The 20720-nt window shown below is 64.9% G+C and carries 19 protein-coding genes; 7 read left to right on the forward strand and 12 right to left on the reverse strand.

Translation table 11 applies throughout. The features are described from left to right. From DQ229_RS06150 to acs, 10 genes are all read right to left on the reverse strand, one after another. Nucleotides 1-168: biotin/lipoyl-containing protein (locus tag DQ229_RS06150; RefSeq protein ID WP_114965391.1), on the reverse strand; the 168-nt coding region annotated here is incomplete at its 3' end. 15 nt (nucleotides 169-183) lie between these two features. Continuing rightward, on the reverse strand, nucleotides 184-1179 hold the full coding sequence (gene pdhA / locus DQ229_RS06155; protein ID WP_114965392.1) for a pyruvate dehydrogenase (acetyl-transferring) E1 component subunit alpha: 996 nt from the start codon (nucleotides 1177-1179) through the stop codon (nucleotides 184-186). Between the two features lie 129 nt (nucleotides 1180-1308). Next, nucleotides 1309-3390: a 3'-5' exonuclease gene (locus DQ229_RS06160; protein ID WP_114965421.1), complete on the reverse strand. Its 2082-nt coding sequence runs from the start codon at nucleotides 3388-3390 to the stop codon at nucleotides 1309-1311. Next, nucleotides 3383-3802, reverse strand: coding sequence for a response regulator transcription factor (locus tag DQ229_RS06165; RefSeq protein WP_114965393.1), 420 nt, complete (start codon nucleotides 3800-3802; stop codon nucleotides 3383-3385). The genes DQ229_RS06160 and DQ229_RS06165 overlap by 8 nt, the downstream gene beginning before the upstream one ends. A gap of 6 nt (nucleotides 3803-3808) precedes the next feature. After that, complete coding sequence (locus tag DQ229_RS06170; RefSeq protein ID WP_114965394.1) at nucleotides 3809-4330, reverse strand: hypothetical protein; 522 nt, start codon at nucleotides 4328-4330, stop codon at nucleotides 3809-3811. A gap of 29 nt (nucleotides 4331-4359) precedes the next feature. Continuing rightward, nucleotides 4360-6195 (reverse strand): DUF294 nucleotidyltransferase-like domain-containing protein, encoded by a 1836-nt coding sequence (locus DQ229_RS06175; protein WP_114965395.1) that lies wholly within the window; start codon nucleotides 6193-6195, stop codon nucleotides 4360-4362. A gap of 116 nt (nucleotides 6196-6311) precedes the next feature. Next, the gene (locus DQ229_RS06180) at nucleotides 6312-8084 is read right to left on the reverse strand and encodes a sodium:solute symporter family protein (RefSeq protein WP_114965396.1); all 1773 of its coding nucleotides are present in this window, start codon (nucleotides 8082-8084) and stop codon (nucleotides 6312-6314) included. Between the two features lie 12 nt (nucleotides 8085-8096). Then, nucleotides 8097-8357, reverse strand: a complete 261-nt coding sequence (locus DQ229_RS06185) for a DUF4212 domain-containing protein (protein WP_114965397.1) — start codon at nucleotides 8355-8357, stop codon at nucleotides 8097-8099. 106 nt (nucleotides 8358-8463) lie between these two features. Beyond that, nucleotides 8464-9150, reverse strand: a complete 687-nt coding sequence (locus DQ229_RS06190; RefSeq protein WP_114965398.1) for an adenylate kinase — start codon at nucleotides 9148-9150, stop codon at nucleotides 8464-8466. A gap of 4 nt (nucleotides 9151-9154) precedes the next feature. Further along, nucleotides 9155-11125, reverse strand: a complete 1971-nt coding sequence (gene acs / locus DQ229_RS06195; RefSeq protein ID WP_114965399.1) for an acetate--CoA ligase — start codon at nucleotides 11123-11125, stop codon at nucleotides 9155-9157. A 437-nt stretch (nucleotides 11126-11562) separates the two neighbouring features. Between acs and DQ229_RS06200 the strand changes: the two genes are divergently transcribed. The 3 genes from DQ229_RS06200 to DQ229_RS06210 all read left to right on the forward strand — a co-directional run bounded on the left by DQ229_RS06200 (nucleotide 11563) and on the right by DQ229_RS06210 (nucleotide 14503). Then, nucleotides 11563-12567: a hypothetical protein gene (locus DQ229_RS06200; RefSeq protein WP_420796856.1), complete on the forward strand. Its 1005-nt coding sequence runs from the start codon at nucleotides 11563-11565 to the stop codon at nucleotides 12565-12567. Nucleotides 12568-12703: 136 nt separating this feature from the next. After that, nucleotides 12704-13576 carry a glucose-1-phosphate thymidylyltransferase RfbA gene (gene rfbA / locus DQ229_RS06205; RefSeq protein ID WP_114965400.1) on the forward strand — a complete coding sequence of 291 codons (873 nt, stop codon included), beginning with the start codon at nucleotides 12704-12706 and terminating at the stop codon, nucleotides 13574-13576. 69 nt (nucleotides 13577-13645) lie between these two features. Continuing rightward, nucleotides 13646-14503, forward strand: a complete 858-nt coding sequence (locus tag DQ229_RS06210) for a nitroreductase family protein (protein WP_114965401.1) — start codon at nucleotides 13646-13648, stop codon at nucleotides 14501-14503. On the opposite strand, the gene thpR is transcribed toward DQ229_RS06210, so the two are convergent. Continuing rightward, entirely contained in the window at nucleotides 14490-15095 is a 606-nt protein-coding gene (gene thpR / locus DQ229_RS06215; RefSeq protein ID WP_238380977.1) for an RNA 2',3'-cyclic phosphodiesterase, read from the reverse strand. The genes DQ229_RS06210 and thpR overlap by 14 nt on opposite strands. A gap of 157 nt (nucleotides 15096-15252) precedes the next feature. On the opposite strand from thpR, the gene DQ229_RS06220 reads away from it, so the two are divergent. The 3 genes from DQ229_RS06220 (at nucleotide 15253) to ptsP (ending at nucleotide 19467) form a co-directional block, all read left to right on the forward strand. Further along, nucleotides 15253-15732 carry a DUF1178 family protein gene (locus DQ229_RS06220; protein ID WP_114965402.1) on the forward strand — a complete coding sequence of 160 codons (480 nt, stop codon included), beginning with the start codon at nucleotides 15253-15255 and terminating at the stop codon, nucleotides 15730-15732. Between the two features lie 195 nt (nucleotides 15733-15927). Next, nucleotides 15928-17193, forward strand: coding sequence for an aspartate kinase (locus DQ229_RS06225; RefSeq protein WP_114965403.1), 1266 nt, complete (start codon nucleotides 15928-15930; stop codon nucleotides 17191-17193). Between the two features lie 15 nt (nucleotides 17194-17208). Further along, entirely contained in the window at nucleotides 17209-19467 is a 2259-nt protein-coding gene (gene ptsP / locus DQ229_RS06230) for a phosphoenolpyruvate--protein phosphotransferase (protein ID WP_114965404.1), read from the forward strand. Between the two features lie 28 nt (nucleotides 19468-19495). Here the strand turns inward: ptsP and DQ229_RS06235 are convergent, their stop codons facing one another. Further along, on the reverse strand, nucleotides 19496-20005 hold the full coding sequence (locus DQ229_RS06235; RefSeq protein ID WP_114965424.1) for a GNAT family N-acetyltransferase: 510 nt from the start codon (nucleotides 20003-20005) through the stop codon (nucleotides 19496-19498). 89 nt (nucleotides 20006-20094) lie between these two features. Between DQ229_RS06235 and DQ229_RS06240 the strand changes: the two genes are divergently transcribed. Next, entirely contained in the window at nucleotides 20095-20700 is a 606-nt protein-coding gene (locus tag DQ229_RS06240) for a flavin reductase family protein (protein WP_114965425.1), read from the forward strand. Nucleotides 20701-20720 lie beyond the last annotated feature (20 nt).

Genomic DNA, 20720 nt, shown 5'->3' on the forward strand with positions numbered 1-20720 from the left:
GATGGTGCCTTCATCGACGGCTTCGAATTCCATCGTGGCCTTGTCGGTCTCGATCTCGGCCAGGATGTCGCCCGACGATACGGTGTCGCCTTCCTTGACCAGCCATTTTGCAAGCGTGCCTTCCTCCATGGTGGGAGAGAGCGCGGGCATCAGAATTTCGGTTGCCATGTCTGTCCCCTCCCCTCAGGCTTCGGCGTAGATGTCGGTATAGAGTTCCGAGACATCCGGCTCGGGGCTTTCCTTGGCAAATTCGGCCGAGTCGTTCACCACCTCCTTGATCTCCTTGTCTATCTCTTTCAGCTCGTCCTCGCTGGCATGTTTGCCGGTCAGCAGAAGCTCGCGCACATGCTCGATGGCGTCGCGCTCCTCGCGGATCTTCTGCACTTCGTCGCGGGTGCGATATTTCGCCGGATCCGACATGGAATGCCCCCGATAGCGATAGGTCATGACCTCAAGGATATATGGCCCCTTGCCCGCGCGGCAGTGCGCGACGGCCTTGTCGCCGGCAGCCTTGACCGCCAGCACATCCATGCCGTCGACCTCTTCCCCGGGGATGCCATAGGCCTCGCCCCGCTCCCACAGCGAGGCCGAGCGCGTGGCCCGCTGCACGCTGGTGCCCATGGCATATTTGTTGTTTTCGATCACGAAGATCACCGGCAGTTCCCACAGCGTGGCCATGTTGTAGGTCTCATAGACCTGGCCCTGGTTGGCCGCGCCGTCGCCGAAATAGGTGAAGGTGACGCGGTCGTTGCCCTTGTACTTGTCCGAAAAGGCAAGCCCCGCGCCAAGCGGGACATTGGCCCCGACAATCCCGTGGCCGCCGTAGAAATGCTTTTCCTTGGAAAACATGTGCATCGATCCGCCCTTGCCGCGCGAATAGCCGCCCTCGCGGCCTGTCAGCTCGGCCATGACGCCCTTCGGGTCCATCCCGCAGGCCAGCATGTGCCCGTGGTCGCGATAGGTGGTGATGCGCTTGTCGCCCTCTTCCGCCACCGCTTCGAGCCCCACGACAACCGCCTCTTGCCCGATATAGAGGTGACAGAAACCGCCGATCAGCCCCATCCCGTAAAGCTGCCCGGCCTTCTCCTCGAATCGCCGTATCAGAAGCATTTCGCGGTAGTAATGCAGCAGTTCCTCTTTCGAGATATTTGATTTCTTGGAAGATTTTCGTGCAGCCATGCGAGATTCCCCGTCGCGCTTCGCGTTAGTTCAATATTAAACTAACTCATAGCGCACCGTCGCTACAAGAGCGAGGGCAAATCCCCGCCCCACGACAAGGGCAGACACGCGCGAAATGCGTCCCCCGGTTCAGTTGAGATCCCTGAGCAGCCGCCCGTGCTTGCGCATCTGGGCCAGCACATCGCCAAAGGTCACAAACCCACGGGCCTGCAACATCGGCAGCAGCTTGAGAAAGGCATCCGCCGTGGCGACCGTATCGCCCAGCGCGGTGTGGCGCGCCTCTTCCGGGATGGTGATGCCCAGACGTGCGCTCAGCGCATCGAGCGAATGCGCCTCCTGCTGGCCGAAGATCACTGCTGAAAGCAACACGGTATCGAGCACCGGATGTTCGAACCTTGCGCCGATATTTGCCTCGTGGCGGCGCAGGAACTCCATATCAAAAGGCGCGTTATGCGCGATCAGCACCGACCCTTGCGCGAAACGGTGAAAGGCCGCGCCAGCCTCGGCGATACTTGGCGCTCCCTTCACCATGCTGTCGGTGATCCCGTGGATTTCGGTCGAGCCGGGCGGGATCGGCCGCCCCGGATCGACCAGGGTTTCGAACACCTCGCCCTCGACCCGGCGGCCATTGACCAGCCGCACGCCCGCGATCTGCACGATCTCGTCGCTGGCGGGTGAAAGCCCGGTGGTTTCGGTGTCGAACACCACATAAGTCAGGTCTTCCAGGCGGCTGTCGGCCACACGGGCGTTGCGCGCCTTTGAAAGCAGCTCGAAATCATAGACCACCGCGCGGCTGATGGGCGGCGGGCGGCGCCCGGCGCGGCGCGCCTCGCGAATGGGCATCCGCAGCGCCGACCAGCCATCAGCGCGCGCCTCGGGCCAGATCTCGGTGCCGTGGTTGTGCAGCACGGTGCGGCCGGTGAATTCGGGCATCCCCACCTCAAGCGGCGCATCGAGCCAGCGCTCAAGCCGCGCCACGCCCAGCGGCTGACCCTGCCATTCCAGGTCAAGCACCGCACCGGGGCCATCCTCTTCGATGATCTTCATTCGGAAATGGCCCGCCTCCTGTTCTTCCGCCAGCCGCCCGGCCAGCGCGGCCAGCAACCCGACCATCTCGAACCCGTCGCAACGCAGGATCAGATCGGGGCTGTCGGTCTCCAGCGTGGCGCCCAACGCCTCGACCCGCGCGCGCAGGCTGTCGATCAGATCGGCGCTGCGGGTCTGGCCCAGCGGGCGCCAGTCGGTCCGCCCGGCGTCATAGCGACGCGCCAAATCGGTGATGGCCGCACTCAGCGCCTGCACCTCTTGCAGCATCGCGGCGTTCAGATCCTCGGCGCCGCGCATGTCCGGGTCTTCCGAGAGCACCCCCACCACCGTCTGCAGGTTCGCCGCCAGCCGGCGCACCCGGTCGAACACCTCGGCCAGCAGGGCCTCGCGCGCGCCATGTGCCGCCAGATCGGCGGTAACGTCGCGCAGGGTCAGCACGTAACCTGGCGCCACGCTTTCCTCGCGGCGGCGCAACACCCGCATCCGCCCGGCCAGGACCCGCGCCGCGCCGGTGGTGGTGCACAGCAGGTCGGTCACGGCGTCAGGATCGCCCGCCTCGGCAAGGCGACGATAGGCGTGGCGCACCGGCCCGTCGCGCAGGTAATCGAACAGGTTTCGCGCCAGCCCCGGCGCCTGCCCGGTGCCCAGGAAATCCACCGCCTGCCCGTTGTAGAAAACGATTTCATGCTCGCCGGTGCATAGCACAACCCCCACGGGCACATCGGCCAGCAATGTCTCGAGCCGCGCCTTTTCGGCCGAGAGCCGCGTGGTTTCGCGCGCCACCGATTCTGCCAGCGCGTTGCGGGTTTCCGAAAGCCGCCGCGCAACAGCCGCCGCAGCCGGAGCCAGATCACCAAGGTAGCGCGCCGGGGTGCGGTCGATGTCTCCCTCGATTTCGGCATGGGCGCGGGCACGGATCGCGGCAGCGACAGACTCGATCGCGCGGGCCACATGGGTGTCGAACAGATACCAGACCCAGGCCAGCAGCGCGACGATGGCGAAAGCCGCGAGCACACCGCCCTGGATGAAAGCTGCCAGCGTCTCGGGAATGTCCAGGCGGCGGTAGCCGATGAACAGCCCCAGCCCCAGTGCGATCAGGCTGCCCGCCGCGAGCGCCGCGAAGAACAGGAAGATGCGCAGCCGCAGGCCAAGACGTTCAACCATGCCCGGCAGCACCTCCATTATCGGCCGCGCCGCCATCGCCATGCAGGATGCGTCGCACTTCGTCGCGCAACTCCTTCAGCTCGAAGGGCTTCGAGATGAAGCCGTCCGCCCCCATGGCCAGCCCCTTGCGACGCTCAATCGCCGAGCCCCGCGCCGTCATCATCAGGATGCGCACATCCGCAAGCGCCGGGTCCATGCGCACCTGCTGGCAGATCTCGTAACCCGACTGCCCCGGAAGCATGACATCCAGCAGCACCAGATCGGGGCGCAGCTCGCGGATGCGCTCGAGTGCGCCCGCGCCGCTCGACATGCGCTCCTGAGCGTACCCCTCGCGACTGATCAGGTAATCCAGCGCAATGGCGATGTTGTCCTCGTCCTCGATCACCAGAATGGTTTTTGCCGGCGCGGTCATTCTGTGTCACTCCCGGTCGCAGACGGCCCTTAGGGCCGGATCATCCTCGGGCAGGCGCAGCCAGTCGGCCCCCTCGAGCGCGCCGTCATCGGTAAAGACCACATCGGCGCTCATATCGGCGCGCAGGCTCTGCGCACAGTCGAACACGACCGGAACCTGCCGTCCCGGCTCCCAACGGCCCATCAGCACCACGGCGGTCAGCACATGGTCTGGGAAAGCCTCGTTGCGGCGGTCGAAACGGTGATCGACCAGCGTCATGCGGTTGGTCAGCGGCCAGATATAGGTCCAGGGGCGATACCAGTTGCGCACCTCGTTTTGCGACACCACGCTGACCTCTTCGGGCAGGGTGTCGATGATCCGGCTCGACCAGCTGTATTCCGACCACACGATGAAACCGATCATGCCCGCCCCGGCCGCCAGAGGGATCAGCCATTTCGGCAGCCGCCCGCCCAGGATCCAGTTCAGGATCAGGACGCAGCCGGCAGCGGCAAAGCCCATGACGACGGTGGCAATGAGTTCCAGAAGCATTCGTTGCACTCCTTTGGCGCTGGCCAGTTTCAGCCAAGCGCACCCTTTCCGTGGCCCAGCGCCGATTGCATCGTCCGCACGACGACGAAGGCATCGCGCAGGTGGCTGCGCTCGAAATCCGACAGGTCGGACGGCGCAAGGTAGTTGTCAGGCTTGCGGCCCGAACGCACCAGCGCGGCCTGGCTTTCCAGCCTCATGCTGGCAATCATGTCATAGGCCTCGATCAGGTCGCGCCCCCCCGAGACGCTGACCACCCCTGCCTCTTCGGCCGCCAGCAGCCGCGCGCGGGTGTTGACCTCGCTCAGACGCCCCTGCAACGCGTAAATGCGGCCCAGATCGACAATCGGGATCACCCCGCCCAGCTTCATGTCGATATGGTTGCGGTGCTCGCCCGAGCGGATCGTGGCAAAGCCGCGCAAGAGCCCAAGCGGCGGCTGATGCTTGAGCGAGTTCGAGATCATGTGCGCCACGAAGATCGAGTTGCGCGATGCCATTTCCAGCGTCTCGGCCTGAAGATCGCGAAACAGGCTGGAGGTGCCGCCGATCGGGCGCAGATCGAACATCACGCTGGCCAGCATTTGCGCCTCGGGGTCGGGGGTTTCCACCCAGTTGCGGAAATACTGCCGCCACACGCGCACCGGCTGGCACCAGCGCGGGTTGGTCGCCATCATGTCACCGGGGCAATGAAAATACCCGGCCGCGTTCAGCCCGTCGCAGACGAAACGCGCGAGCCGGGCAAAATAATCCATGTCGTCGGGTCGCACGGCATCGTCGAGAAACAGGCAGTTGTCCTGATCCGACACGCCGGTCTGTTCCTGCCGGCCCTGGCTGCCGCAGGCCAGCCACAGGTAAGGCACCGGCGGGGGGCCAAGCCTGGCCTCGGCCAGCACAAGCAGCCGCCGCGTCACTGCATCGGCGATATCGGTGATCAGCCGGGTGACGACCTCATGGGCGTTATGCGCCCCCACCAACTGCATCAGCAACCGGGGTATACGCTCGGTGACCTCGGTCATTTCCTCAACCGTATCCGCGGTCGCGACATCACGGATAAGCTGCGCCGAAGACACCGCCTGGAACCGCGTCAGATCGGTCTGTGTGATCATGCCGCGCAGCACGCCGTTTTCCACCACCGGCAGATGTCCGATGCGGCGTTCGAGCATCATGTGCAGGATGTCCGAGCCCAGCGACCCGGGCGCCAGGGTCAGCGGATCGGGGGTCATCACCAGCCCCACGGGGGTGGAGCCATCCAGCCCCTCGGCCAGCACCCGCGCTGTCAGGTCGCGCGTCGTCACGATGCCGGTCAGGCGCGCGGCCTCGCCATCGCCCTCGACCACACCTAGGCTAGAGACATTGTTGTCGCGCATCAGGCGCGCGGCCTCGGCCACCGGGGTTTCGGGGTCGCAAGTCAGCGGCTTGCGCGCCATCAGTTCCGATACCTTGGTCGTGGCCAGATCGGCACCGTGGCCCGCGCTTTGCCGTGCGCGGCTGAAAAAGCGCTCGAACGCGGGGTATTCGTCGATCAGCCGCCGCAATTCGGCCTTGGGCAGCATCAGCAGCACACTGTCGCGCGTGGTGCGCGCGCTGGTCATGGCCAGCCCGTCGCGCAGCAGGCCGCGTTCGCCAAAGCTGTTGCGCGGCCCCAGCACCGAGACGAGCGCGCCATTGGGGTCCAGCACCTCGACCGCGCCTCGCTTGACCAGGTAGAGGCCTGAAAGCGGCTCGCCCGCGGCGTAAACTTCAGAATTCTCGGGGTATTCCCTGCGGCGAAACTGCGCCGCCACCCGTGTCAGCACATCTCGTGGAAGGCTGTCGTAAGGATGCACCGTTTCCAGAAAGGCGATGATCGTCTCTTGGGCGCTGTCCATGACACCAGGCTCCGGGATGGAGGGGGGCGGATGCGCCAGCGAGGACCGGCGGGCGCATCCCTTGTTCATGGTGGACCGGGCCGGGGCAGTTGCCTGCCCGGCCCGGCCGATATTGCTCAGTGGCTCTGGGCCGAACCGGCGCCGCGCGGCACGCGGATGCTTTCCACCAGTTCCTGGATCTCTTCCGGCGGCTCCTTGGTCATGTTCATCACAACATAGGCTGCGATGAAGTTGAGCGCCGCACCAACCGCCCCGAACGAGAGCGGCGAGATGCCGAACAGCCAGTTGGCCGGTACGTTCTCCAGCATGTTGGTGCCGGGGATGAAGAACCAGCCCAGATAGGTGAAGATGTAGAGCAGGGTCGAACCAAGCCCCACCAGCATGCCGGTGACGGCACCTGCGGTGTTCATCTTCTTGGAGAAGATCCCCATCATGATCGCCGGGAAGAGCGACGAAGCAGCAAGCCCGAAGGCCAGCGCCACCACCTGCGCCGCAAAGCCTGGCGGGTTGGCCCCAAGATAGGTGGCCACCACGATCGCCCCCGCCATCGAGATCCGCGCGGCCAGAAGCTCGCCCTTCTCGCTGATATTGGGGTTGATCGTCGACTTGATGAGGTCGTGACTGACCGCCGACGAAATCGCCAATAGCAGACCCGCCGCCGTGGACAGTGCCGCCGCAAGGCCGCCGGCCGCGATCAGACCGATCACCCAGCCGGGCAATTGTGCGATCTCCGGATTGGCCAGAACGAGGATGTCGTTGTTGAACCGCACCATCTCGTTGCCTTCCCAGCCACGCTCTGCGGCGATGGCGGCGAATTCGGGCGAGGCATCGTTGTAGTACTGGATCAGGCCGTCGTTGTTCTTGTCCTCGAAGGCCAGAAGACCCGTCTGTTCCCATGTGCGCATCCAGTCCGGCCGTTCCTCATACGAGATAGGCTGGCTGTCCGTGCCATCCGGGTAGATCGTGGTCATGATGTTCAGCCGCGCCATGGCACCCACGGCCGGAGCCGTCAGGTAAAGCAGCGCAATGAACACCAGCGCCCAACCTGCCGACCAGCGCGCGTCCGACACCTTGGGAACGGTGAAGAAGCGGATGATCACGTGCGGCAGGCCCGCGGTCCCGATCATCAGCGAGATCGTGAACAGCGTCATGTTGAGCATGCTGCCATGGTTCGACGTGTAGTCGCGGAAGCCCAGCTCCTGCACGATCTCGTCGAGCTTGGCCAGAAGCGGCATGCCGGATTCCACATGGGTCGAGAACAGGCCCAGCGGCGGGATCGGGTTGTTGGTGAGCTGCAGCGAGATGAACACCGCCGGGATGGTGTAGGCGGTGATCAGCACGCAGTACTGTGCAAGCTGGGTGTAGGTGATGCCCTTCATGCCGCCCAGCACCGCGTAGGCGAATACGACCGCTGCTGCGATGATAAGGCCGGTGGTGGCATCCACTTCCAGAAAGCGCGAGAACGCCACGCCCGCCCCGGCCATCTGACCGATCACATAGGTGATCGACATGACCAGGAGCGAGATGACCGCCACCATGCGGGCGGTCTGGCTGTAGAACCGGTCGCCGATGAACTCGGGCACGGTGTAGCGGCCAAACTTGCGCAGGTAGGGCGCCAGAAGCAGTGCCAGAAGCACATAGCCCCCCGTCCAGCCCATCAGGAAGGTCGAGTTGTCATAGCCCACGAAGGCGATGAGACCCGCCATCGAGATGAACGAGGCCGCCGACATCCAGTCGGCCGCAGTGGCGGCGCCGTTGACCACCGGGTTGACCCCGCGGCCGGCTGCGTAGAACTCCGAGGTCGTGCCCGCGCGCGCCCATATGGCAATCGCCACATAGAGCATGAACGAACCGCCGACGAAGATGATGTTGATTGTAAACTGATCCATGCCGGGCGCTCCTTACTGCTCGTCCACGCCGTGCTCGCGATCGAGCCGGTTCATGTAGGTCGCGTAAAAGAAGATCAGCGCGATGAAGACCAGGATCGAGCCTTGCTGGGCGAACCAGAAGCCAAGATCCGTCCCGCCGACGGGGATGCCCGAAATCAACGGGCGAAGCAGAATGCCGAAGCCCAGCGAGACGAGCGCCCAGATCACCATGCAAATCTTGATGATCCGGAGGTTCGCCTGCCAGTAGGCATTCGAGGATGATTTGTCCGACATGAGATGTTACTCCCTGGGTTGCTGGTGCCCGCGCCCCTCTCACAGGGCGCAGGTTTCCTCCACGCCCGCGCCCCCTCCCCTCTCACAAAGGGGGGCGCGGGTTCCCTCAGGCCGATTCCCTTTCAAGGGCCTCGGCCATTGCCACGGCGATATTGTCGATCGTTCCCATCGCATCGACTCGCCGCAACACGCCCTTGCCTTGGTAATAGGCAATCAGCGGTGCCGTCTGCGCGTGGTAGGCCGTGAGCCGCTCGCGCACAGTTTCGGCATTGTCGTCGGCGCGGCGCGTGAACGCCGTGCCGCCGCATTTGTCGCAAACCCCATCGCCGCGCGGGGGTTTGAATTCGTCGTGATAGCCTTCGCCGCAGCCTGCGCAGGTGAAGCGGCCCGCCACACGGCCCACCATCGCGGTGTCATCAACCTCGAGCGATATGGCCACCGTCACCTCGGCCCCCTGCGCCGCCAGCAGCGCATCGAGCGCGCGCGCCTGCCCTTCGGTGCGCGGAAAGCCATCAAGAATGATGCCCCTGGCCGTGTCGGGCTTTGCCATGCGATCCTTGAGCACGGCTAGCACGATCTCGTCGCTGACAAGCTGGCCGGCCTCCATCACCGCCTTTGCCTTCTGCCCGGCCTCGGTGCCCTCGGACACGGCGGCGCGCAGCAGGTCGCCGGTGGAAAGCTGAACCAGGCCGAAGCGTTCCTCCAGAAGCCTTGCCTGGGTACCCTTGCCGGCACCCGGCGGCCCCAGAAGGATCACCACCCGGGGCGCCGATCTCGATGCTCCTCCCGCCATCGGCTCAGCCCCGGTTCATGCGGTTGGCGATCAGATCATCGACCACCGCCGGATCGGCCAGCGTCGAAGTGTCGCCCAGCGCGCCATAGTCATTCTCGGCGATCTTGCGCAGGATGCGGCGCATGATCTTGCCCGAACGGGTCTTGGGCAGGCCCGGCGCCCATTGGATCAAGTCCGGCTTGGCGATCGGCCCGATTTCCTGGCGCACCCAGGCCTCCAGCTCCTTGCGCAGCGCGTCGCTGGGCTCTTCGCCGGACATCAGGGTCACATAGGCATAGATCCCCTGGCCCTTGATGTCGTGCGGATAGCCCACCACAGCGGCCTCGGCGACCTTTGCATGAGCCACAAGCGCGCTTTCGACCTCGGCGGTGCCCATCCGGTGGCCCGAGACGTTGATCACGTCATCGACACGCCCAGTGATCCAATAATAGCCGTCGCCATCGCGCCGGCACCCATCGCCCGAGAAATAATACCCCTTGTACTGCTGAAAGTAAGTATCCTGAAAACGCTGGTGATCGCCCCAGATCGTGCGCATCTGCCCCGGCCAGCTATCCTTGATGCACAACACGCCCTCGGCTTCGGCGCTGGTGATCTCGCGGCCCGACTCGGGCTCCAGCACCACCGGCTGCACACCGAAGAAGGACTTCGTGGCGCTGCCCGGCTTGGCGGGAATCGCGCCCGGAAGTGGTGTGATGAGGTGCCCGCCGGTCTCGGTCTGCCACCAGGTATCGACAATCGGGCAGCGGCCCTTGCCGACGACCGTGTTGTACCAGTTCCAGGCCTCGGGGTTGATCGGCTCTCCCACGGTGCCCAGTAGGCGCAGACTGGACAGATCATGTCTCTCGACCCATTCGTTGCCCTGCCCCATCAGGGCGCGGATCGCGGTGGGCGCGGTATAGAACTGGCTGACTTTGTGCTTTTCGCATACTGCCCAGAACCGCCCTGCATCCGGCCAGGTCGGCACCCCCTCGAACATCAGCGTGGTCGCGCCATTGGCCAGCGGGCCATAGATGATGTAGCTGTGGCCGGTCACCCAGCCGACGTCGGCCGTGCACCAGAAGACATCGCCATCGTGATAATCGAACGTGTACTGGTGCGTCATCGCGGCATAGACAAGATAGCCGCCTGTGGTGTGCACCACCCCCTTGGGCTGACCGGTCGAGCCCGATGTATAAAGGATGAACAGCGGGTCTTCGGCGCCCATTTCCTCGGGCGGGCAATCGGCGCTGACCTTCCCGGCCTCCTCATGCCACCAGTAATCAAGCCCGTCGCGCCAGGCGATCTGGTCGCCGGTGCGGCGCACGACCAGGCATTTCACATCGTCGGTATCGTGCAGCAGTGCCTGGTTCACATTGTCCTTGAGCTTGGTGCGCCGGCCACCGCGCGGGGCGGTATCGGCGGTGATCACCAGTTTGGCGTCGCAGCCATTCACGCGCGCGCCCAGTGCATCAGGCGAAAAGCCCGCGAAGACGATCGAATGAATCGCACCGATCCGCGCACAGGCCAGCATCGCGTAGGCGGCCTCGGGGATCATCGGCATGTAGATCACCACCCGGTCGCCGCGCCCGACACCCAGCGCCTTGAGCACGTTGGCCATCTTGCCGACCTGGGCGTGCAGTTCGCGATAGGTGATGTGCTGCGCGGGCTCGCTGGGGTCGTCCGGCTCCCAGATGATCGCTGTCTGATCGGCCCGCGTCGCCAGATGCCGGTCGACACAGTTGGCCGCGACATTGAGCGTGCCATCCTCGAACCAGCGGATATCGACCTTGCCAAATTCGAAGCTGGTATTCTTGACGCGGCTGAAGGGCTTGATCCAGTCGACCCGCTTGCCATGCTCGGCCCAGAAAGCCTCCGGGTCACTCACCGAAGCGGCATACATCTTCTCGTAGCCGGCGGCATCGATATGCGCCTTCGCCGCAAACTCTTCCGATGCAGGGTAAAGCTTGGTCGAATCGGTCTGGCCCTGTGCACTCATGGATAGCTCCTCCGTCATCTGGCGGGATTCGGCCCCGCCACGCCCGTTCCGCCCCATGCAGGGGTATCTGGACTCTCACTCCTCACGCCATTGTAGCGCATTCGTCAATAATTTCGTAACCCTCTTTTTTTACTCATTTTTTTTGAAAATTTCTTCACTGATTTTGAAGAAAACCTGTAAACAGCCTCCGCCGGTCATAAAAAACACATTGAACAATCAGGTCTTTGGGTCGGTTCGAATCTGTCAAATTTTGGGCAGTTTGCGAAAAGATGCTGCCGCGCGGCGAAAATTCCCTTACTGGCGCCGAGTGCAACACGCGGCGACTTGCAGGCCTATAGCCGCCAGTGATTCGTCCGCGCGCCCATAGCGGGTTTGCGGCTGCCGGCGCGGCGGCTATACTTCGCAGCGATGCGCAGCAGGGCAGGGTCGGCCATATCGTGATACAGGCAGAAAAGGCCGGGGGTGGCCTCAACATCCTCGCGGTGGCGCAGGCCGGGCGGCTGCAATACGAGGCGGTGCTGCTCGCCGCCAGCCTTGCGCAGACCAACCCGCCAGGCAGCTACAGGCTCTGGCTGGCCGAGCCGCAGCCCGGCCCGCTCTGGCCTGAAGACCCGCGCATCGCCGACGCGGAAACCCGCGCCCTGCTGGAGGGGCTTGGCGCACGGTTTCTGCCATTCGAGAACAGGCATTTCGGTGCCGCCTATCCCCACGGCAACAAGATCGAGGCGCTGATGGCCCTGCCCCCAGGCGAGCCGTTTCTGTTTCTCGACACCGACACGCTGGTGCTGGCGCCGCTGTCCGAAGTACCCTTCGACTTCAGTTGCCCCACCGCCTCGTTGCGCCGGGAAGGCACCTGGCCGCAGATCGAGCTTTACGGCCCCGGCTACACCGCCATCTGGAAATCGCTCTATGACCGGTTCGGGCTGGATTTCGACAGCTCGCTCGACCTGTCCCAGCCCGCCGAATACTGGCGCCGATACCTTTATTTCAACGCCGGGTTCTTCTTCTATCGCTGCCCGCATGAATTTGGCCGCCGTTTTGCCGAATATGCCTGCGCCATCCGCGACGACCCACCGCCCGAGCTGGTTTGCCAGCCGCTCGACCCCTGGCTCGACCAGGTGGCACTACCGCTGGTAATCCACAGCCTAGGCGGCGGGCGCGACACTCTGCCTGCGGGGCTGATGGATGGGCGCATCACCTGCCACTGGCGCGCGCTGCCGCTGCTTTACGCCCGCGAAGGCGACGCAGTGGTCGACCTTCTCGAGAAAATCGCGGCCCCCAACAAGATCAAAAAGGTGCTCAAGCAATACGATCCTTTCCGCAAGATGATCTACCACGGCAAGGGCCGCCGCCTGCGCGACGATTTCGACCGCGACAACCTGCCCCGCCCCGAGGCCCGGCTGCGCAAGATCCTGCGTAACCGCAACCTCTGGCTGCGTTGAAACCGGCGGGCCAGCCCCTTTTACTGCCGGCAGAAGGTTCTATACAAACCCAATGGCCCCTGAATCCCCGAACGGTGGGCGAAGCCCCGCAACTCCGGCCAGGGCCAATACAGAGGGATCGACCGAAAGGCGACGCATGATACAGCGCAAGGGCATCATCCTGGCCGGTGGCTCGGGCACGCGGCTCTGGCCGATCACCATGGGCGTGTCGAAACAGCTCTTGCCGATCTATGACAAGCCAATGATCTATTACCCACTGTCGGCACTGATGCTGGCGGACATTCGCGAAATCGCCATCATCACCACATCGGAGGATCAGGAGCAGTTCCGGCGTCTGATGGGCGATGGCGGGCAATGGGGCCTGCACTTCACCTGGATCGTGCAGGACCGCCCCGAGGGGCTGGCGCAGGCCTATCTTCTGGCCGAGGATTTTCTGGCCGGCGCGCCCTCGGTCATGGTGCTGGGCGACAACCTGTTTTTTGGCCACGGCCTGCCCGAACTGCTGGCGCGGGCCACCGCGCGGCCGTCGGGGGGCACGGTTTTCGGCTATCGCGTGGCCGACCCGCAGCGCTATGGCGTGGTCGATTTCTCGGCCGAGGGCACAGTGCGCGGCATCATCGAGAAACCCGTGCAGCCACCCTCGAACTATGCCGTGACCGGGCTTTACTGCCTTGACGGCAGCGCGCCCGAACGCGCAGCGGGTATCCGCCCCTCGGCCCGAGGCGAGCTGGAAATCACCCACCTGCTGGAAAGCTACCTGGCCGAGGGGTTGCTCTCGGTCGAGACGATGGGCCGTGGCTACGCCTGGCTGGATACCGGCACCCATGAAAGCCTGCTCGATGCGGGCAATTTCGTGCGCACGCTTCAGGCGCGGCAGGGCCTGCAAATGGGCTGCCCCGACGAGATTGCCTATCTCAAGGGCTGGATCGACCGCGCCGCACTGCGCGCGCGGGCGGACCTGTTCGGCAAGACGGGCTATGGGGCGTATCTTGCCTCGCTTCTTTCGTGATCGCGATTGTCCGGACCATGAATATAGTGGGCATGAATACGCCAGGTGACACCCCGCAGGAGGAACAAAATGCCCGAACAGACCCGAACCGCCGAGCAGGATCAGATCATTCGCGACCTTGCCGAGCGTTTCGGCACAACCCTGCGGGGCGGCGCTCTCCCCGGCGCCGGCGCCAGCCTGCTTGCCCATATGGCCGGGCACAGGGTGCATCGCCGGTTCGAGAAACGTCCCGTGCCCGACGACCTTCTGCGCCTGCTTTGCGCTTGCGCGCTTTCGGCCCCCTCCAAGAGCGACCTTCAGCAGCGCGACATCATCGTCGTGGATGACCCGGAAATCCGCGCCCGCATCGCCGAACGCACGCCGCGCATGACCTGGATGCACGAGGCGCCTGCCTTCGTGGTGTTCTGCGCCAATGGCCGGCGCCTGCCACAGATTGCCGCGTGGCGCGACAAACCCTTCCCCAACGATCATTTCGATCTTCTGTTCAACAGCATCGGCGATGCGGCCATCGCCTTGGCCTGGTTCCAGATCGCGGTGGAAAGCGCAGGGCTGGGCGGCTGCCCGATCAGCGAGATCCGCAACTTCGCCGATGATCTGTCCGAATGGCTGGACCTGCCCGAGCGCGTGATCCCCTATGCCGGCTTCTGCCTTGGCTGGCCTGCGGAGCCCGGCCAGATCAGCCCCCGCCTGCCCCTCGAGGCCACGCTGCACCGCAACCGCTTTTCCGAGGCGGGGCTGCAAGAGCAGATCGACAGCTACGACCAGCGCCGCGCCGCCCTCCAGCCCGCCACCCGCCAGCGCGCCGAGGCCCGCTGGGGCCACAGCGACAGCTACGGCTGGTCTGAAGACAAGGCCCGGCAATATGCCGAACCGTTGCGCGATGCTTTCGGTGCCTTCGTGCGCGGCAAGGGCTTCAGCATGGAATAGGCGCGGCTCCGTCCCGGCCCAGCGGGTAGCTGGCCAGCACCTCGTAAACCGGTCCTTCGCGCCCCGGCAGAGACTGGTAGAGCGCGAACGCGTGCACCGTGAACGGCCCCAGCCTGAAATCCATCGCCGCGGCAAGCGCGCGCTCCAGCCGCGGCGGATCAACCCGGCCAGCTCTGGGCCGCGCCAGCGTCACATGCGGCACGAAGCGCCGGGCAGGCAGCGCGATGCCAAGCCCGCGCGCCGCGTTCTCGACCTTGCGGCGCAGCCCGTCCAGCGCCGGGTCGGGGCGCAGCACGGCATGGATGCTGCGCGGCCGCGGCCCCGGCCCGAAACCGCCCACCCCCTCGATCCGCAGCGACAGCGCGGGCGCGGCAATGGCCGCAAGCGTCAGGTCAAGCTCGGCCAGAAGCGGCTCGGGCTGGCGGCCGATAAAAGCCAGCGTGACATGCAGGTTCTCGCGCGGCACGATCCGCCCGGCGGGCAGTTCCGCCTGCAGCCCGGCAAGCTGGTCGCACACCTCGTCAGGCAAGATAAGGGCGACAAAAGCGCGGATCATCATGCCTGCCTCACGCAACAAGCTGTGTCTCGGCATCCGGCATGCGCAAGGTTCCGCCACCGCACGCACACGCAGTTTCTCGCACAGCGCGCCGCTTTGGCACAACCGCCGGCAAACCCCCGCAAGCCCGATGCCATGCTTGATTTCCTCCCCGAAATGAATAGTTTCAGCAGGATTTATTGGAGCACGCTCGATGATCCTCTATTCCCTGAAATGCAGCAAGGGCCACAGTTTTGACAGCTGGTTCAAATCGGCCGCCGCTTTCGACACCCTCAATGACAGCGGGCATCTGACCTGCGCCGTCTGCGGCGACGCCCGCATCGAGAAGGCGCTGATGGCGCCGCAGGTGCGCCCGGCGCGCCAGGCCGCCGCCGGTCCGGCCGGGCCGACGCCACCCGCAGCAGCCGCCCCCGCGCGCCCGGAGACCCCGGGTCGCCTTGCGCCCAGGCCCGACACGCCTGCGGCAGAACTTGCCCGAATCCGGCGCGCGATCGAGAAAAACTCCGAATATGTCGGGGTAAGTTTCGTCACCGAGGCAAGGCGCATTCATCAAGGGGACGCCCCCGAGCGCCCGATTCACGGCGAGGCCCGTCTCGACGAGGCCCGCGCCCTGATCGAAGAGGGCGTGCCGATCGCACCCCTGCCCTTCCTGCCCGGCCGCAAGGCAAACTAGGCCCGGCATTCCCGGGCGCGCCGCCTGTCTCTTCACTGTGGTGAAAATATCCTCGCCGAAGGCAGCCGCCACCCGCCGCGGGCACCACACCGATCCGGAAGGCGCACGCCCGGCACAGCGGCTGCCCGGCCCTTGCGTCCGCCACGGCTGACGCCTATGAGACGCGCTTGACGCAACCCTTGGCAGAGACACACCATGCCGATCCTGGTGATGAAATTCGGCGGAACCTCGGTGGCAGATCCCGGCCGCATCAAGGCCGCCGCCGAGAAAGTGCGCGGCGAGGTCGAAAACGGCTCTGACGTGATCGTAATCGTCTCGGCCATGGCCGGGCGCACCAACGAGCTTGTCGGCTGGGTCGACTCCATCGCGCCCTTTTACGACGCGCGGGAATATGACGCGGTGGTCTCCTCGGGCGAGAATGTCACCGCCGGGCTGATGGCGCTTACATTGCAGGAAATGGATGTGCCCGCGCGCAGCTGGCAGGGCTGGCAGGTGCCGGTGCGCACCAGTTCAGCCCATGGCGCCGCCCGGATCGAGGAAATCCCCCGCGCCAATATCGACGGCAAATTCGCCGATGGCATGAAAGTCGCGGTGGTGGCCGGTTTCCAGGGCATCAGCCCCGAAGGGCGCATCACCACGCTTGGCCGGGGTGGTTCCGACACCACTGCAGTGGCTTTCGCCGCAGCCTTCGGAGCGGAACGCTGCGACATCTACACCGATGTCGATGGCGTCTACACGACCGACCCGCGGATCTGCAGCAAGGCGCGGCGGCTCGAACGCATTGCCTTCGAGGAAATGCTGGAACTGGCCAGCCTGGGCGCCAAGGTTCTGCAGACCCGCTCGGTCGAGCTGGCCATGCGCTATAATGTGCCGCTGCGCGTTCTGTCAAGCTTCGAGGAAACCGGCGCAAGTTCAGGCACCATCGTCTGCGGCGAGGAGGACATCATGGAATCACGCGTAATCTCGGGTGTCGCCTATTCGCGCGACGAGGCGAAAATGACCCTCACTGCCGTGGCCGACCGCCCCGGCATCGCCGCGGCCATTTTCGGCCCGCTGGCCGAGGCGGGGGTGAACGTGGACATGATCGTGCAGAACATCTCGGAAGAGGGGCGCACGGACATGACATTTTCCTGCCCGGTACCCCAGGTCACACGTGCCGAACAGGCGCTTCAGGCCGCCCGGGAGAAAGGCCAGATCGATTTTGCCGAATTGATCGCCGATACCGAGGTGGCCAAGATTTCGGTCGTGGGTATCGGCATGCGCAGCCATGCCGGCGTGGCCGCGCGCATGTTCCAGGCACTGGCCTCCGAAGGGATCAACATCAAGGTCATCACCACATCGGAAATCAAGATTTCTGTCCTGGTCGAACGGAAATACATGGAACTCGCGGTGCAGGCGCTCCATGATGCCTTCGAACTGGACAAGGCCGGCCAACCGGAGCTGGCGGCCAAGGCAAATTAACAGCGTCGGGAGCAAATGCCCGAAAGGTATGAAACCGAAAGCCGCAAGCTGCTGCGCCGCCTGCGCGACTCTTTGGCCGAGCCTGGCGAAGGTCAGGAGCGGCTAGATCGCATCACCACGATCATCGCCGATTCGATGCGCACAGAGGTGTGTTCGATCTATCTGTTCCGCGACGCCGAAACACTGGAACTGTGCGCCACCGAAGGGCTGAAGCCCGAGGCGGTGCATCAGACCCGGCTGCGCCTGGGAGAAGGGCTGGTGGGCCGGGTCGCGCGCACAGCTATCCCGATCAATACCGGGGACGCCCCCGCCGCGGCGGGATTCCGCTACATGCCGGAGACCGGCGAGGAAGTCTATTCCTCCTTCCTGGGCGTGCCGATCCAGCGGTTGGGCGAAAGGCTGGGCGTCCTGGTCGTGCAGTCCAGGGAGGCGCGCGAATTCTCCGATGACGAAGTTTACGCGCTGGAGGTCGTCGCCATGGTGCTGGCCGAGATGACCGAACTGGGTGCCTTTATCGGCGAAGGCGCCGCACTGGCCGCACCGCACCAGCGCGCGGTCATGCTGCGCGGCGGCAGCGCACAGGAAGGCGTGGCCGAAGGCCAGGTCTGGTTGCACGAGCCGCGCGTCGTCGTCACCAACCCGGTCGCTGACGACCCCGAGACCGAACGCGAACGCCTGCGCGAGGCGGTCGGGCAACTGCGCCTGTCCGTCGATGAGATGCTCGCCGTCGCACCCGCGCATGACAAGGACCAGCACGAGGTTCTGAACGCCTATCGGATGTTCGCGAATTCGCGCGGCTGGCTCAAGCGCATGGAACAGGATATCGAGCGCGGCCTTTCCGCCGAGGCCGCAGTGGAAAAAGAGCAATCCGCCGCCCGCTCGCGCCTGCAGATGGTGCCCGACCCTTACCTGCGAGAACGCCTGCACGATCTGGACGATCTTTCGCATCGTCTGCTGCGCATCCTCACCGGCCAGGGCAACGACACCGGCGCCGAGATGCCGCTCAACCCGGTGCTCGTGGCCCGCAATATCGGCCCCGGCGAGTTGCTGGACTACGGGCAGCGGCTGCGCGGCATCGTGCTGGAAGAAGGCTCTGTCGGCAGCCATGCCGCGATCGTTGCCCGCGCGCTGGCGATCCCGCTGGTGATCAATGCCGACCATATCACCACCGAGGCGCTCAACGGCGACCATATCCTTGTGGATGGCACCGAAGGCATCGTTCACCTGCGCCCCGAAGAAAGCATCTCGGCCGCCTTCCGTGACAAGATGGCGATGCACGCAAAGGCGCAGGAGCGCTACAAGGACCTGCGCGACAAGCCGGCGCAGGCGCTTTGCGGCACCACGATAGATCTGCACATGAACGCCGGGCTGATGGCCGACCTGCCCTCGCTTGCCGGCTCGGGCGCGCACGGGGTGGGACTGTTCCGCACTGAGTTGCAGTTCCTCATCAGCAACAAGATGCCGCGCCGGTCGGAGCTCGCGGCAATCTACGACCGCGTGCTCAACGCGGCGCAGGGCAAACGTGTGGTGTTCCGCACGCTCGACATCGGCTCTGACAAGGTTCTGCCCTATCTCAAACCGCAAGACGAGCCCAACCCGGCGCTTGGCTGGCGGGCTATCCGGGTCGGTCTGGACAGGCCCGGCATATTGCGCATGCAATTGCAGGCCCTGATCCGCGCATCGGCCGGCCGGCCGCTGACGCTGATGTTTCCGTTTGTCGCCCAGCCGGAAGAATTCGCCACCGCCCGCGACCATGTCATGCGTGAGATGGAGCGCGAAGACCGGCTTGGCCATCCGCTGCCCGAGAATCTGGAAATCGGCGCCATGCTGGAAACGCCCAGCCTTGCCTTCGCGCCCCGGCAGTTCTTCGAGATGGCGGATTTCATCTCGATCGGCGGCAACGATCTCAAGCAATTCTTCTTCGCCGCCGACCGCGAAAACGAAAGGGTGCGCCGCCGCTACGATACGCTGAGTGTCAGTTTTCTGGCATTCATCCAGCAGATCATCGCCCGATGCGCCGAAACCGGAACGCCGCTTTCCTTCTGCGGCGAAGATGCCGGGCGTCCGATCGAAGCGGCCTGTTTCGCCGCGCTCGGCCTGCACAGCCTGTCCATGCGGCCCGCATCGATAGGGCCCGTCAAACATTTGATTCGGCGAATAGACCTGAATGATCTGCGCGCCACGATCAAAGCCGAAATGGGCAATGGCGTGCAATCCGTCCGCCCTGCCGTGATCTCCTGGTTCAGTCACAACACCGCCGATAACGGGGCCTGACGCCAGGGCACACCCGCAATAGCCAGCTTTACTTTTGCGATGTTTTCCCGATCTCGGCGCCGTCCCTGACCACATCGCCCGTGATACCTTCCCAGGCGCCCGGCGTCAGCTCAAACCCCAGAACACGGTCGGGGTTCGTGGGCGGCGGCATCCGCACCCCCTGCAGCCGCCGAAAGCCGAAACGCTCGTAATAGGGCGCATCCCCGACCAGGAGCACCCGCGCCCAGCCCAGCGCGCGGGCACGCCGCAGGCTTTCGGCGATCAGATGGCCGCCCAGCCCCTCGCCCTGCCGGGTGGGATGCACGGCAATCGGCCCCAGCAACAGCACCCGCTGCCCGGCCACCCGGACCGGCCAATACCGAACCGCCGCCGCCAGGCTGTCCTGGTCGCGCAGCACCATGCACAGCGACGCCACCGGCGCGACCCCCTCGCGCAGCCGGTAGGACGACAGCGCCTCGCGCCCCGGTGCAAAGCACAGGTCGTAAAGCGCCTCGACCTCCCACCAGTCCGACGGGTTTTCCTCGCGTAGCTCCACAATCCCTGCCCGCCGACCAGCCCATACCCGGAAAATGACTGGAAACGCCCCTAGCACGCGGCTAGGTCGGGATCAAACGTGAAGGATGCATGATGTTCTACCGCCCCCATGACGGTCACGGCCTGCCGCACAACCCGTTCGGCGCCATCGTCACGCCCCGCCCGATCGGCTGGATCGCGACACGCAGCGCCGATGGCGCGGAAAACCTTGCGCCCTATTCCTTCTTCAACGCGGTGGCTTACGCGCCGCCGCAGGTCATGTTTGCCTCGGTCAGTGCCAAGCAGGATCGCGGCGACACCAAGGACAGCGTGGCCAATATCCGGGAAACCGGCGTGTTCTGCGTCAATATCGTCGAATACGCCGCGCGGGACAGGATGAACGAAACGTCGGGCCCCTGGCCGCGCGAAACCGATGAATTCGTTCATGCGGACGTGCCCCGCGCCGATTGTGAAACCATCGCCTGCTCGCGCGTGGCCGGGGCGCCCGCCAGCCTGGAATGCCGCATGACACAGATCGTGCCGCTGAAAGGCCGGGCCAATTTCGCAGTCTTCGGCGAAGTCACCGGCATCCACATGCGCGACGACTGCCTCATTGATGGAATATTCGACATCACCCGCTTCCAGCCGCTCAGCAGGCTGGGCTATAGGGATTACGCCCGTATCACCGAAGTCTTCACCCTCAAACGCCCCGGCGAATGAGCCCCAGCCAAGAGACCGCC

It is taken from the genome of Alkalilacustris brevis (genome assembly GCF_003350345.1).
GTDB lineage: Bacteria > Pseudomonadota > Alphaproteobacteria > Rhodobacterales > Rhodobacteraceae > Alkalilacustris > Alkalilacustris brevis.

Bases quoted from the DNA above. Each gene is read 5' to 3' on its own strand.
- pdhA (WP_114965392.1), bottom strand. From the start codon at position 1,179: ATGGCTGCACGAAAATCTTCCAAGAAATCAAATATCTCGAAAGAGGAA.
- DQ229_RS06160 (WP_114965421.1), bottom strand. From the start codon at position 3,390: ATGGTTGAACGTCTTGGCCTGCGGCTGCGCATCTTCCTGTTCTTCGCG.
- DQ229_RS06165 (WP_114965393.1), bottom strand. From the start codon at position 3,802: ATGACCGCGCCGGCAAAAACCATTCTGGTGATCGAGGACGAGGACAAC.
- DQ229_RS06170 (WP_114965394.1), bottom strand. From the start codon at position 4,330: ATGCTTCTGGAACTCATTGCCACCGTCGTCATGGGCTTTGCCGCTGCC.
- DQ229_RS06175 (WP_114965395.1), bottom strand. From the start codon at position 6,195: ATGGACAGCGCCCAAGAGACGATCATCGCCTTTCTGGAAACGGTGCAT.
- DQ229_RS06180 (WP_114965396.1), bottom strand. From the start codon at position 8,084: ATGGATCAGTTTACAATCAACATCATCTTCGTCGGCGGTTCGTTCATG.
- DQ229_RS06185 (WP_114965397.1), bottom strand. From the start codon at position 8,357: ATGTCGGACAAATCATCCTCGAATGCCTACTGGCAGGCGAACCTCCGG.
- DQ229_RS06190 (WP_114965398.1), bottom strand. From the start codon at position 9,150: ATGGCGGGAGGAGCATCGAGATCGGCGCCCCGGGTGGTGATCCTTCTG.
- acs (WP_114965399.1), bottom strand. From the start codon at position 11,125: ATGAGTGCACAGGGCCAGACCGATTCGACCAAGCTTTACCCTGCATCG.
- rfbA (WP_114965400.1), top strand. From the start codon at position 12,704: ATGATACAGCGCAAGGGCATCATCCTGGCCGGTGGCTCGGGCACGCGG.
- DQ229_RS06210 (WP_114965401.1), top strand. From the start codon at position 13,646: ATGCCCGAACAGACCCGAACCGCCGAGCAGGATCAGATCATTCGCGAC.
- thpR (WP_238380977.1), bottom strand. From the start codon at position 15,095: ATGCCGAGACACAGCTTGTTGCGTGAGGCAGGCATGATGATCCGCGCT.
- DQ229_RS06220 (WP_114965402.1), top strand. From the start codon at position 15,253: ATGATCCTCTATTCCCTGAAATGCAGCAAGGGCCACAGTTTTGACAGC.
- DQ229_RS06225 (WP_114965403.1), top strand. From the start codon at position 15,928: ATGCCGATCCTGGTGATGAAATTCGGCGGAACCTCGGTGGCAGATCCC.
- ptsP (WP_114965404.1), top strand. From the start codon at position 17,209: ATGCCCGAAAGGTATGAAACCGAAAGCCGCAAGCTGCTGCGCCGCCTG.
- DQ229_RS06240 (WP_114965425.1), top strand. From the start codon at position 20,095: ATGTTCTACCGCCCCCATGACGGTCACGGCCTGCCGCACAACCCGTTC.